General features: G+C 34.5%; 10 protein-coding genes. 2 read left to right on the top strand and 8 right to left on the bottom strand.

The window, feature by feature from the left end:
- Positions 1-9 precede the first annotated feature (9 nt).
- Positions 10-1806: a hypothetical protein gene (locus FOL89_RS13080; protein WP_144283239.1), complete on the bottom strand. Its 1797-nt coding sequence runs from the start codon at positions 1804-1806 to the stop codon at positions 10-12.
- Between the two features lie 122 nt (positions 1807-1928).
- Here FOL89_RS13080 and FOL89_RS13075 point away from each other — a divergent pair, with 122 nt between their 5' ends.
- Positions 1929-2327, top strand: a complete 399-nt coding sequence (locus FOL89_RS13075; protein WP_144283238.1) for a helix-turn-helix transcriptional regulator — start codon at positions 1929-1931, stop codon at positions 2325-2327.
- Positions 2328-2369: 42 nt separating this feature from the next.
- Here the strand turns inward: FOL89_RS13075 and FOL89_RS13070 are convergent, their stop codons facing one another.
- The 7 genes from FOL89_RS13070 to FOL89_RS13040 form a co-directional block, all read right to left on the bottom strand.
- A complete protein-coding gene (locus FOL89_RS13070; protein WP_144283237.1) occupies positions 2370-4211 on the bottom strand; it encodes a M1 family metallopeptidase in 1842 nt (613 codons plus the stop codon).
- 129 nt (positions 4212-4340) lie between these two features.
- Positions 4341-4805, bottom strand: coding sequence for a DinB family protein (locus FOL89_RS13065; protein WP_144283236.1), 465 nt, complete (start codon positions 4803-4805; stop codon positions 4341-4343).
- Positions 4806-4947: 142 nt separating this feature from the next.
- On the bottom strand, positions 4948-6639 hold the full coding sequence (locus FOL89_RS13060; protein ID WP_144283235.1) for a DUF6909 family protein: 1692 nt from the start codon (positions 6637-6639) through the stop codon (positions 4948-4950).
- A 482-nt stretch (positions 6640-7121) separates the two neighbouring features.
- Complete coding sequence (locus FOL89_RS13055) at positions 7122-8342, bottom strand: aminotransferase class V-fold PLP-dependent enzyme (RefSeq protein ID WP_144283234.1); 1221 nt, start codon at positions 8340-8342, stop codon at positions 7122-7124.
- 127 nt (positions 8343-8469) lie between these two features.
- Positions 8470-9324 (bottom strand): KPN_02809 family neutral zinc metallopeptidase, encoded by an 855-nt coding sequence (gene ypfJ, locus FOL89_RS13050; protein WP_144283233.1) that lies wholly within the window; start codon positions 9322-9324, stop codon positions 8470-8472.
- 78 nt (positions 9325-9402) lie between these two features.
- Positions 9403-11487 carry an LTA synthase family protein gene (locus tag FOL89_RS13045; protein WP_144283232.1) on the bottom strand — a complete coding sequence of 695 codons (2085 nt, stop codon included), beginning with the start codon at positions 11485-11487 and terminating at the stop codon, positions 9403-9405.
- 269 nt (positions 11488-11756) lie between these two features.
- Positions 11757-12512 (bottom strand): murein L,D-transpeptidase catalytic domain family protein, encoded by a 756-nt coding sequence (locus tag FOL89_RS13040; RefSeq protein WP_144283231.1) that lies wholly within the window; start codon positions 12510-12512, stop codon positions 11757-11759.
- Between the two features lie 251 nt (positions 12513-12763).
- On the opposite strand from FOL89_RS13040, the gene FOL89_RS13035 reads away from it, so the two are divergent.
- Positions 12764-14008 carry a DUF445 domain-containing protein gene (locus FOL89_RS13035; protein WP_144283230.1) on the top strand — a complete coding sequence of 415 codons (1245 nt, stop codon included), beginning with the start codon at positions 12764-12766 and terminating at the stop codon, positions 14006-14008.
- Positions 14009-14058: the final 50 nt, after the last annotated feature.

The raw sequence follows: 14058 nt of genomic DNA, 5'->3' as shown, positions 1-14058 counted from the left end.
AAAATCTGATTACCGCAGCATTTCCAGATTTAGAAACAACAGTTGCTTTAGTATCATAAGACCCAAGCATTTGTATACCAACGTTATTATTGGAAAGTGTTGCATAATATTGTGTAAAGTTATACCAAAATATTTCGACATACTATTTCCAACATTTAATGTTCCGTTGTTTAAGCCACTTTTAATATCATTCATCATATCCGGGTTTCCTTTAGGAAACTTGTATACTGCATTCGTATTTGCATTATATAGCGTATTTCCATTTATCACATTGGAACTCCATGTAAAATTGATGCTACTGTTAGGATTTGGCATCAACTCAAACAGCCAGATATTAAATAGATCTTGCCAATTCATGGTGTCTTTATTCATATTCGTTGTCTGTTTTATTTCATTTCTAAGCTCATCAATAAATATATTTAGCAAAACTCTAGTTCCAGTATTGTTAGTATATGGGTTGCTACTTACTTCGTCGTAAAAGGTTTTTACAACTTTTGCTGTTTGATGTACCCCTTGGGCTATTGAGCTTTTTATTTTTTGTTTAACTTTTTGCCAATTTGGCCAACTTGTCTGCAATTGATTTAATGTGCCGTTTTGATTCGCAATTACCAAATCATAAGATAACAAAGATAAATCTTTTGCAAATTCGACATCAGCAATATTTTGGTAATCTAAATTACCGTCAATAAACCAATTTTGAAACTCTTCCCAAGTCGTTGTAGGATTCTGAATTAAAAAATTAATTCCCCAATATCCAAAATCTTTTCTGTTTGGGTAATCCAGCAGAATATAAGCGAGAATCTTGTCAAACAAAGCCGGGTTTTGTGCCTTCCAGGTGTTTTGTGCAGAAGACAAACCCGAATTGAAATTAAAACCATTGATGTAATTGCTAATAGCAGTCTGCATTTCCTGAGCCGTAGATATGGGCCCGATACTGTTGATGAAAGAAATAGCAGCAGCTTTATGTTGGGGATTCTGATTTAAAAAAGTAACAATCTGGGAAGCAAGATGTGGCGATTCTAAAATTTTAAACTTCTGGATATTGGTTAGAAAATAATCTGGTTTCAGCTTTATTCTTAGGGAATTGTAAACCTGATCTGCAGTGCTGTACACATAAGTTCCTGAAGAGTTGCTCGGGAAATTAGCCGTAGGAGTTCCTGTATAATAGGTAGAGCCGGAAGTGACTGTTCCTGAACCAGAACCTGTACCACACTGGGTAAGCATGATCTGGATAGGGTGGGTGCAACCGCCTGCTGCGTGAGTCTCGTGACAGGAACACGGACCCGTGATTAAATAAGTAGTACATTCTGCATCTTCTCTAGCAGTGACAGATTGAGGATCATAGTTATAGGGTACAGAAGAAACTATTTCAAGACTTTCGTCATCTTTCAGCTGCACTGTAACCATTCGGGATTGCAACCCCTCATCCGAAATTCTTAAAGAAAGAGAATGCAGAATATCTTCTCTCTCATCGGTTTTACTTATCGCAGGAATGGTGTAATACGTTGCATTCTCTGCAGTAATTTTTTGGATGTCGTCGGTGTTGAAATAATAGTTGTTGTCTTCAGTATTTTTTTCTGTATTTTTGTTTTCTAACCTTTTTTCCCACGTGAAAGTACTGAGGTCATGGGTAATTTCTTTGTCGAATTTGGAAGTCTTGGATAGAACTTCTTCCAGGCTCACTTTAAGAATAGAATTAGAATAATCTTGAATTTTAGGGTCTTCCTGATTGAAAGATTCCGTTCTGCAACTGAGAACTAAAAATAATAATGCAAAAAGCATCAGGAAACTGATTTTTCTCATCATGGGTTTTTATTTTAATATTACAGATACAATATTAAAATAAATTTCTCAAAATACTGCGATATTTTTTATTCGGGTATATTCGGTTTTAGTCGAATAATTTTTACATTTGTAAAAAATGCTTTATGGTAAAGGAAAAGTTAATAAAAAAGAGAAACGAAAAAGATTTTACCCAAAAAGATCTGGCAGAATACCTGAACATCAGCCAGACCCAATACAGCCGTAAAGAGAAAGGAGAAGTAGAAATCTCGGAAGAAGAATGGGAAAGAATCTCAAAACTTTTGGAAACTGAGGTGGAAGAAATAAAAGAAACTGATGAAAATAAATACACTAACAACTATTTTGAAAATACTGTAACAAACAGTTCATTTGGAAATGTTGGAGGTACTTTTTATTGTAATATTCCCGAATTTCTTTTAGAAAACCAGAAAGAGCTGATAGAAATGCTCAAAAAAGAAAACCGGCAAAAAGATACAGAAATAGAACTTCTGAAAAAGAGAATAGAAGAGCTCGAAAAACGATAAAAAATAATCCCCAAAGAACATCTTCGGGGATTTTTTAGTAAGTTATTTCACCTCAACAAAATTGTCTTCGGGATTTACATCTGCCATTCGCTGGCTGAAATCTATTCCCAAAACTTTCAGCTGAGATTTAGGGTAAGGAATTGTGAGTGTATATTCTTTCTGTGTCCAGGGCCAGTAATTCAACGTGGTAAAATCACCAAAAGCATCTTTTGTTTTCCAGGTGCGGGTCATATTTAATGGAATCTGGTAAGTCACTATTTTATTATCTGTTGTAATCACAGAGAAATCAATCGGCATCGGAATCTGACTCTTATTCACCAAGGTAATCATTGTAGATTTTGCATCGTATTTTACATCCTTTATTCCGTAGTCGATGGTTTTTATGGTGTTGATCCAGTAGTGATGAAACCATTTCAGATCCATCCCGGAAATTTTCTGCGCAATATGAAGAAAATCTCTGTCAGAAGGGTGCTTCATGCTCCATTCTTTAAAATACTCCGTCATGATTTTGGCTAAATTTTCTTCTCCTACGATATACCCCAACTGTACCAGATACAATTCGCCTTTCACATAACTTGCAAAGCTGTAAGCTGTTCCGTTATCATGATGATCTCCCAGCCAAATTGCAGGTTCTTCAATTCCTCTTTTCACGATATTTCTGTAGGCATTCAGTTTTTCAACAAAAGCATTCGGCCGGTTATCTTTTGGCGGAAACAATTCATTCATTACAATGCTTTCTGCATAACTCGTAAAACCTTCATCCATCCAAGGTCGCATCGGCTCATTGGTAGCCAGCATCTGCTGATACCAAGAGTGTGAACCTTCGTGAATCATTAATCCCATCAAATCTTCCAGACTTTCGGCTTCTCCGAGAATCATGGTACACATTCCGTATTCCATTCCGCCATCGCCCCCCTGAATAAATGCATAGGAAGGATAAGCATATTTCCCGAATCTGCTGTTCATGATCTGGAAATATTTTGAAATATAAGGTTTCGCTTCAGCCCAGTATTTTGTTTTATCATTTTTCTGATATACAAAATAGACTTTCGGACCTTGTGGAACCTCAAAACTTTCTACTGAATAATCTTTATCCGCAGCCCAGGCAAAATCGAGCATATTTTTGGCTGTCCACTTCCAGGTTGCTTTGTTTTTGTCTGCTTTAATTTTTGCAGAAGCTTCATATCCTTTCACTTCAGACGGATTCAAAAGTGTTCCGCCCGCTCCTACTACATAATCTTTATTAATCTTAATCGTTACATCAAAATCTGCAAACGGCGCATGAAATTCTCTTCCGACATAATCGAAAGCTGCCCATCCATCGTAATCGTATTCAGAAATTTTAGGATACCATTGCGTCATCGTCATATCAATACCTTCCTTGTTATTTCTCCCGCTTCTTCTGATCTGCTGAGGAATCACGGCATCCCAATTCATGGTGAAAGTAGTTTTTGAATTAGGTTTAATTGGTTCTGCCAAATATACTTTCATAACGGTTTCCTGAACTTCAAACTTGAGTTCTTTTCCGTTTTGCCTGATCCAGTGAATATTTTGTGAGCCTTCCTGATCTTTAGGAATAGAAGCCAGTCTCGAAATTCCGTCTTTCTGCAATCTCCCGTCACCATTTTTACCTTGTCCGGCAACTCTTTGATCCATCATCGAATTAGGCTTAAAAGCATTCCAATATAAATGAAAATAAACGACTTTTAATTCGTCCGGAGAATTGTTGGTGTATTCTAAAGTCTGATTGCCTGTGTAAGTAAATTTTTCAGCATTTACATCAATATCCATTTTATATTTTGCATATTGCTGATAATATGCTCCCTGCTGAGCCTGAAAGTGCGTAATAATAAATGCAAACAGAATTGCTACTGATTTTTTCATTGAAGAATTTTAATTTGCCTAAAGATAAATAAATTTTGAAAGAGGCTAAAATCGTATTGTAAATATAAAACTGGTAAATGAAATTTTATTTAGAAAATCTTCCTTTGATTCAGAGTAGCTTGTTTCAAATCAATTCAATAACTTTTTTATCAAAGTAATCTGCCCCAAATGATAATAAGCATGCTCAATCATTCCGTCAATATTTCTAAGATACGTTCCGTATTTTTCATCTACGAAACTTTCATTCATTTTAGAATCGGGTATTTTCTCCAGCAAATCGGCAAATTTTTCAGCATCACTCCAAAATTTATTCAAAAGATTGTTCCATTCCAGCTGGGATTCAATTGGAGGAAGATCAAAACTGTATTGATCTCTGATTTCCAAATTGCCACCTTCAAAAAAATTGATTAACCCGGCAATATAATAATCAATATGAAAAGTAAGCATCGCAATCGTATTCAGGTTGGCAATTTTCGTTGTTGCCTGTTCCCAGCTTATGTCAGAAAGCTGATCTCTGAAATTGGTATTGGCAATCCATTTCCCGTCAAGAATTACCTCTCTGAATCTTTTGGCTAATTGTAAAGCTGTGCTCATTTGTTTTATTTATTTAAAGATAATTATTTTAGTTTATTTTTTTAACGCGCCGAATAAAACTTAATTTGGTTGAAAATTTTTAAAAAAAATCCTTCAAGGTTTTAAAATCTTGAAGGATTGCATTATTTATACCACTTGAAAACTATTTCTTAGCCGAAGCCTCTTTTGCTCCACTTTGTAAAATTTTCTCTAAAATTCTCAAAGTAATCAGGTAAGTAGGTTTCACGCCCGTCAATCCCAAACCACCTGAAGAAAGTGTGCTTCCAGTTTCCAAAGGATTATCTGAAGCATAATAGGCATAGCAAACAAATAAATCCGGTGCAATATGATGCCTGATTTTAGAAGCCACCTGAATGGCTTTCTGATAGTGCGCTCCTTCCATTTCCAGACCAATCGCTTTCCATGACGTATTCATAAAGTAGGAAAGAATATCTCTGTTTTGAAGGGAAGTTCCCAAAACGGTAATCATAGGACCTTCAAAAGCCTGAAGTTCGTCATCAATAAAATCTTCCAGCTTCAAAGCATTTTCAAAAGGATAGTTATCTGCTGTTCCTTCAAAAATATGCGAAGTCGGGATCATAATATCTCCTTTCCCACCGGCAAGAATTCCTGCTTTACCCATGATTGATACAGATTTTACTTTCATCATATACACTTCACCTTTCTGCTCGAATGGTCTTAAAAGCTCGTCCATCACTTCAAAAGCCTGTTCTCCAAAAGCATAGTCGAAAACCAAAACTACATCATCCCCGCTAAATTTAGTATTGCTGAATGGTGTATTTTTTAAATCAACAGATTTTAAATCAATAATCTGAACGTCAATATTACTTCCGCTTTTATCATCAATATAAATTAAACCCTGCTCCTGAGAATATTTCAGAACTTTATCCCGAAGATCTTTTTTATTGGAAATTTCTTCGTACAATTTATAATCAACGTCTTTCGTCTGTTTTTTCTTCAGTGCATCGTTGGCAAACAGCATATTTTTTACAGAATGCATATTGGCAGAAATAATGTGAAGCGGTCTCATGTGAAGATCATTTTCAAACAAAACTTCCTTCAGTTTATGCGCCCATTTTTCACCAAAATAATGATGTCCTACCCTTTCTTTTAAAATAGCACTGAAATAAATCTCTCTTTCTCTGGTTTCTTTAGCATCTTCAAGACTTACTTTGCCTAAATGATAGATTATTTTGAATAATCTGTCCGGATTTTCATCATCTCCAAAAGTATTATAAGCATTTAAAGTTTCGTCAAATGTTCTTCCTATTAGAGAAGACAGATGAATCAATGCAACTTCTTTTTCTTTTCGGCTGAATTTCTTTTCTCCTTTTACTACCTCTTCAATAATTTTGAAAGCTCTTGTCGGTTTCCAGTTTTCCTCTTGGATGAAGGCGAGATTTCTAATTTTGTCTGCCTCAATAAACAAAAATGTTAAATGGGTAAGAATATCATAAATTTCTGACCGCCCCAAAAGAACCTCAATATTCATTTGGTGCTCATCAATTCTGTAACAGTTTCTTCGTCTTTTTTTAGGAACAATCGGCTCGAAGCTTCCTTTGTCAAAACCTTCATCTGATGTAAGATGTATAAAAGCACATTCTTCAATACCTTCTGGAAGCCTGTCTAAAACATACATCAAACCATTAAGCTCCAATTTGCTCGGAATACTCATGGTACCGTAAATTTCCGGATTGATCGTCTTCAACAAACTTCTAATGCTTTCTCCGGAAACTCCGCTTGGCTTAAAAAAACCTCTATAAAACAGGTGTCTCATAGATATATATAGTCTTTCAATTGCCTCGGTGGTTTCTCTTGCTCTAGAATTTGTCATATGTTAAAATTTTTATAAAAAGTCTGCTAAGTTACAAAAATATTTTTAAGTGATCTTTTTTGTAATTTTAAGAAGAGTAATTTCAAAGAGTTTTCCGGTATAATTTGTTTCTTAGAATAGCATTTTGTTTTTCTTTTGAATCTTACTCAATAATGTCTAATCCTGGAATTATAACCTTCATTGTAAATGTTTCTTTTTTCGATTCACAATGTTTTTCTATAGTAATCAATACCGAATAGCTTTTCGAATAATTGCTACAAAAACCAATCATCTCCTTATTTTTTATTTATTCCAGAGTTTTTTGAAGATGGATGTATTTCTTTTCCACAAACAAAACCCACAAAGCATTCCCCCAAATCTATCAACAGGGATCCAGCTCCAGCAATAGTTTTTTTTATTTCGAATCGCTATGAATCTCATCTAATCCTATCTCTATTAGTTCCTGCAATTTTGAGAAAGAAACGAACATCCTCACTTTTTTATTAAGCAAGCATTCTTTTAGCCTTTTTTACACCTTCTACAAGCAAATCAATTTCATTAAAAGTATTATAAACCGCGAAACTTGCTCTTACGGTTCCGGCAATATTAAAGAAATCCATAATTGGCTGTGTACAATGATGTCCAGTTCTTACGGCAACACCCATTTTATCAAGAATCATTCCTACATCCGAAGAAATCCCAATTCCTTCTAAGTTAAACGAAACCACTCCCGTTCTGTGAGCTTTTTCACCATACACTTTTAGCCCTTCGATTTCCAAAAGTTGCCTTTGTGCATATTCTAACAAAGCATTTTCGTGATTCTGAATATTCTGATGTCCAACTTTTTCAATGAAATCAACGGCTGCTCCCAAAGCAATATTTCCTCCAACATTTGGAGTTCCTGCTTCATATTTAAAAGGCAAACCGGCGTAAGTGGTTTGATCAAAAGAACAAACAGCAATCATTTCACCTCCACCGTGAAAGGGAGGAAGGTTTTCCAGAATATTTTCTTTTCCGTATAAAATTCCGGTTCCCATCGGAGCATACATTTTATGTCCCGAAAACACAAAGAAATCGCAGTCTAATTTCTGTACATCAATCTGAAAATGCGGCGCAGACTGAGCACCATCAATTACGATGTAAGCATCAGAATTAGCTCTTGTTCTGGCAATAATCTCTTCAACAGGGTTTACAATTCCCAATGCATTAGAAACCTGATTCACTGAAACCACTTTTGTTTTTTCGCTTAAAAACTGATCTAAAAAATCCAGTTGAAGGATTCCGTTTTCATCCATCGGAATCACTCTCAATTTAGCACCTGTTCTTTCACAAAGCAATTGCCAGGGAACAATATTCGAATGATGCTCCAAATAAGAAATGATAATTTCATCATCTTTTTTTAATTTTTGAGTTAAAATATAAGAGATGAGGTTTAAACCTTCGGTGGTTCCTTTGGTGAAAATGACTTCAAAATCATGTTTAGCATTGATAAATTTCTGGATTTTTCTTCTCGAAAGCTCCATTTCTTCGGTTGCCAATTGACTTAAAGTATGAATTCCACGATGTACATTTGCATTAAGCTCTGTGTAATACTGATTCCAAACTTCCAGAACTGAATTAGGTTTTTGAGATGTCGCTGCATTATCTAAGTAAACCAATGGCTTACCATTCACTTCCTGATTTAATATAGAAAACTGACTTCTGATTTCCTGAATGTCAAACATTTAAATAATTTTTATAATAGATTCCTTATTTAGAACCCTTCAAATTTACGGCTTTTTTCCTTAAACATTAGTTTATAGCACCTATTAGCTTCATAAAAAAACCTGAAGAAATTCTTCAGGTTTTAAACTATCTTATCAACTGGCGAAATGTATCACCCTGTCTTATATCTCCGGAATTGTATCCTTTCATAAACCATTCCCTTCTTTGTTCGGAAGAACCGTGGGTAAAACCTTCCTGATTTACATATCCCTGTGATCTTCTCTGAATATTATCATCACCAACCGCCTCTGCGGCATTGACGGCAGATTCCAGATCTCCGGGTTCAATAAAAGAGTTTTCAAGGTCACCTGTAATTCTTGCCCAAAGTCCGGCATAAAAATCTGCCTGAAGTTCTGTTGCTACAGAGATTCTGTTGAGTTGCTCTTCAGAATATCGCCCGCTTCTTCTGGCGTTATTGGTTTGATCCAATGTTCCTAAAAGATTCTGCACGTGGTGTCCCATTTCATGGGCTAAAACGTAAGCTACAGTAAACTCCGTAACTTTTGCTCCGAATCTTTGCTGAAGCTCATTAAAAAAACTCATGTCCATATACACCGATTGATCTGTAGGACAATAAAACGGTCCCATTGCAGACTGTGCTGTCCCGCATCCCGAATCTGTATTTTGCTCAAACAAGACTACTCTTGCCGGTTTGTACTGCATTCCGTTTTCAGAAAAAACTTTTGTCCAGGTTTGTTCGTTTTCTTTGGTAAGCATACTGATAAATGTTCTTATCTTCAGTTCTTCCTGAGTAAGTTCTCTCTGTTCTGTTCTTTGCGGTGAGCTTGTGCCAGAAGAAAGAATTGCAGAAGGATCTCCACCCAAGAAAAAAACAATTGCTGCGATGATAATTGTTCCTAAACCTCCGCCGACAATTGCTCCGCCTCCACCAGAACCACGCCTGTCATCCACATTATCACTTCTGTCGTTTGTCCATTTCATAGTTGTATTTTTTATTTGTTTGTAAATTTAAAAATTAAATACATACAATTTATCAGCCTTGTAATATTTTATAATTATTTAGCGGTTAAGCTGATTTTTTTTAAGCCAGTAAGAGGTAGACTGATAGGCTGAGATGGCAGTATAAACAGCATTTTTATCCTGATCTTTTTCATTTAACTCTTTTTCTTCAAAAATGATATTAAATTCTGGTGCCAAATTATTTTTTTGCTGAATCAGGGCATATTGTTTTACTTTTCTTACAGGAGAAATAACGGTTAAATAATAATCCTTCACAAAACCTAAATCTTCGTAAGTTGCCACATACGCTTTTGGCTGAAATTCATTACTGAAAACATTCTGTCCTAAAAATTTAGATTGATAAGTAAAATTAAGCAGTCCGAAAACAGTAGGCATTATATCAATCTGAGACATGACTTTTGTAAATTTTTGTGGCTGAATAAAGCCTTCCGAAAAAACTATAGCAGGAATCCTGTATTTATCCATCGGAAGCTCTGTGTCTCCTGCGCTTGAAGCACAATGATCAGCAATGATCACAAAAACAGTATTCTTGTACCAATCCTGTTTTTTTGCCATATCGAAAAACTTTTTCAATGCATAATCTGTATATTTGACTCCGCCTTCACGTGATTTTACATTTCCGGGAATATCAATTTTTCCTTCAGGATAGGTAAATGGTCGATGATTGGAAACCGTCATCCAGTGATTAAAAAAGGGTTTTCCTGATTTAGCCTCTGCATTCATCGTTTGAATTGCTTTGTAAGCCATATCTTCATCTGCGACTCCCCAAACATTAGCAAAAGTAATTTCTTCAGGTTTGAAATTATTCCTGTCTACGATGTCATACCCGTTTCCTGCAAAAAAATCCTGCATATTATCAAAATAGCTATATCCTCCGTATAAGAATTTTACATCATAACCTTTCGATCTGAAAACACTTCCGGTGGTAAACTTATTTTTATTGTTTTCTCTTTTGATGATGCTTTCTCCCGCTGTAGGAGGGATACAGAGCGTTAATGCCTCCAAACCTCTAACCGTCCTGTTCCCTGTTGCATAAAGATTAGTAAACATCAAAGACTTGTCCGCAAGACTATCTAAAAAGGGGGTGATTTTCTGAGTGTTTCCATAGTGTTCCAAAAACTTTGCAGATAAACTTTCAACAGAGATTAAAACAACATTTTTCTTCATCTCTGGTTGATCAGAAACAATATTTCTTTCTAAAGCAGAAGGTGAAAACTGAGCTAAAAAGTTTTTTTCAGCCTGATTTTCGTTGATTTCAGGATAAAATTGAAAATAATCCAGCTCGTTATGAGTAAATGCCCAATAGAATTTTGGAAGACCATTGGCTTCGATTTCTTCTTCAAAAACACTATCTCCTTTTATCTTAGTTGTAAAATTTAAGCCAGATAAACTTACTCCAATTAAAATAACAAATACTCCCAACAAAATAAACTTTTCTTTTAAAACCGGAAGCTGTAAAAGCTCATTTTTTGTTCTTTTGTAAATGAAAACTGTCACCATCAGTGCTACAAAAAAAATTGCAGAAAACAAAGGTATAACAGGATAACTTTCCATAATATTTCCGATTACTTCATTGGTGTAAATCAAATAATCTACTGCGATAAAATTATATCTCAACCCGAATTCATTATAGAAAAAATATTCGCTTACCGCATTGAAGACTATGACTAAAACATAAAGAAAAAGAGTAACGAAATACAATATATTTCTGATTTTCATACGCTTTTTCGGTAAGAAAAGCATTAATGCGAAACAGATAATTTTTAATCCGATGAAAGCCAGAGCAACTTCTGCAACTGAGCCTCCATACTGTTTGAAGATGTTATTCGGAATAAGGAGAATGTACAAGAAAAACAGCATTAAAATCCCTAAAATGATTTGTCCGTAAGGCTTTTGGTATTTTAAATCTGATAGAAAAAGTAAATACAACGCAAGAAAAGTGCTTGCTAAAACAAAAACCAAAATATCATTCAGAGATCCTACAAGAATTATTTTAAAAGTTTCTGCTACTCCGAAACTTGCTGTAGTAATCGGATGGAATAAAAAAATAATTCTAATGATTAAAGATATAATCAAATAGAAAGTTGCCAGATAAAGAAATGGTTTTATTTTATTAACAGCCATGGTATTAGTTAAAATAGTATTACAAAAGTAAGTAATTAGCAGAAGTAATAAACTCGTCTATTGTCACTCGTACCAAACATTAGAAAGTTTATAAATATTCTAAATAAAACCTGCTTACAATTAATTATAAATTTGCATGAAATTTATTTTGATTGTCAATCACATAATCGAAAAAAATACCGTGAAATTATGTGCTATAAAATTTTTATTGAATAAAGTTGATTCAGCCTCTAAGAAAAAAAAGCAGCCAAATCTGACTGCTTTTGTTTTTATGATTTCAACCACTCGGAAGAGGCAAGATAATTATCATCAGGATAGTAAATGAAGAGTACATTTTTCCCTTTTATGGTATTAATAATAGGTTCTGCCAAAGCTCTGGGAACAGCGGGGCAACCCCAACTTCTTCCGATTCTTTTGTGAGCGGCGGCAAATTCTTCACTTACGTAATCTGCACCGTGCATTACTACGGCTCTTTGTAAAGCGGCATCATTAAAACCTTTATCCATTCCCAATAATCTTAGTGAGTAACCGTTTCCGCCCTCATAAGTGGTGTCAGTAATGTAAAATCCTAAACTGCTTTGATAAGAGCTTTCGATATTTGAAAATTTTTCGGCAAACTCTTCTCCTGTATTTTTTCCGTGTGCTACCAAAGAGTTAAATACTACTTTTCTTTCATTCATATCAATGACCCAAAGTCTTTTTCTGTTGGATGACATAGAGAAATCACAGACAGTAAGCAAGTGGGCATTTTCATCAAGTTTCCCTGCTTTTTTAAGATTATTAAATCCTAAAATTGCTTTTGAGAAAACATCGAAATTCAGTTTATTGTCATTTTCAAATAAAATGGCATTGTAAAGCTCTTCCGAAGAGCTCAGATTGCCTGTTTTTTCATTTGATGTGTTTTTGGTCGTTATTTTTACTGGTTTTTCGGTAATGGTTTTTCTTGTAATATTTTTCTCTGGAGAAAGATAAAAAGAGGTTGTTATGAGATAAACCATTCCTAATAAGCTATAAAATCCTTTCATTCAAATATTATGTTAAATTCAACTAGGTCATGCAAAATTATAAAAACATAATTGTCAGTGGGTTATTGTAGCAACAGTTTAACTCAATTTAAGAAACTTTAACGCAAATTCTTCCGTTTTATAATGAAATTTATTGTTAAAAATTAAGTTAAAATCCATTTGTGGAATGTTTTTTGAGTTTGTTTAAGATTGATTTTGCAATATCTATATCAACTAAACGAACTCATCACCAATTTATTATATTTAATGATATGAATGATGACATCAAAAGAAAACAACTCAATAAATATAAAGCTTTTGCCACAGGACTTTTTGTTTTGATGGCGGTTATTTTTGTTTTAACTACTATTTTACAGAAAACACATGATTCTCATTGGATAGGATATGTAAGAGCATTTTCCGAAGCTGCAATGGTGGGAGCTTTGGCAGATTGGTTTGCGGTAACCGCATTGTTCCGTCGTCCTCTTAGGCTTCCAATCCCGCATACAAACCTTATTGAGAACAGCAAACAAAAACTTGGGGATAATCTGGGAAACTTTGTGGTTTCTAATTTTTTGTCGCCTCAGACGATTCGCCCATACATTCAGAAGCTGAAAATTTCAGGCTTTGTAGGGGAATGGCTCGGAAAGAAAAATAATCAGGAGGTTTTAATTAAAAATATTTCGGATATTGTTTTGGATATTTTACATAAACTTGATGATTCGCAGGTCAGTTCTTTTATCAGCAAGAAAATGTCTGAAATGACTGATAATATTCAACTGAATACGATTCTCGGAAACGGAATTATTTATCTTTTAGACAAAAACGATCATCAGAAGATCATTACCAACCTTTCCAAGCAAATTAAAAGCTATATTATTGAGAATGATAAAATGATTCAGGAAAGAGTAAAAAAAGGCAGTTATTCTTTTATACCTTCATTTGTTGATCAGAAAATTGCAGATAAAATTACAAGTGGACTTTCAGATTTTTTTAAAGAAATTGAAGAAGATTCTCAACATGAAATCAGAAATCTAATTACGGAGAGAATCTACGAATTTTCTAATGATTTAAAAGAAAATCCTAAATGGAATGATGAATTTAAAACCATTAAAAATGATCTTTTAAAGAACGATAAACTGGCAGAATACTCAACCGACATCTGGATCTCTATTAAAAAGACATTGACAGAAGAGCTCAGAAGTGATGATTCTTCATTAAAAAACTATGTATCTAAAAACCTGAATGAATTTTCCCGGAATTTGAAAACGGATGAAAATCTTCAGAATAAAATTGATCATTGGATAAGAGTTACAGCATACAAATACATTCTAAGAAATACACATCAAGCTTCGACTTTAATAAGCTCAACAGTTGGAAATTGGGAAGGTAAAGAATTGAGCGAAAAGCTTGAATTAGAAGTTGGTAAAGACCTGCAATTCATCCGCGTGAACGGAACTTTGGTCGGCGGATTGGTGGGTTTGATTATTTATACGATTTCGCATTTTTTTTTATAAAGTAACAAAAAGCAAAACCTCATTAGTTTCGCTTTCACTATATTTTACTC

The sequence above is a fragment of the Chryseobacterium echinoideorum genome (genome assembly GCF_007474535.1).
Taxonomy (GTDB): Bacteria; Bacteroidota; Bacteroidia; order Flavobacteriales; family Weeksellaceae; genus Chryseobacterium; species Chryseobacterium echinoideorum.
The sequence above is the reverse complement of the archived record's forward strand: the minus strand, read 5'-3'. Positions and strand labels throughout refer to the sequence as shown.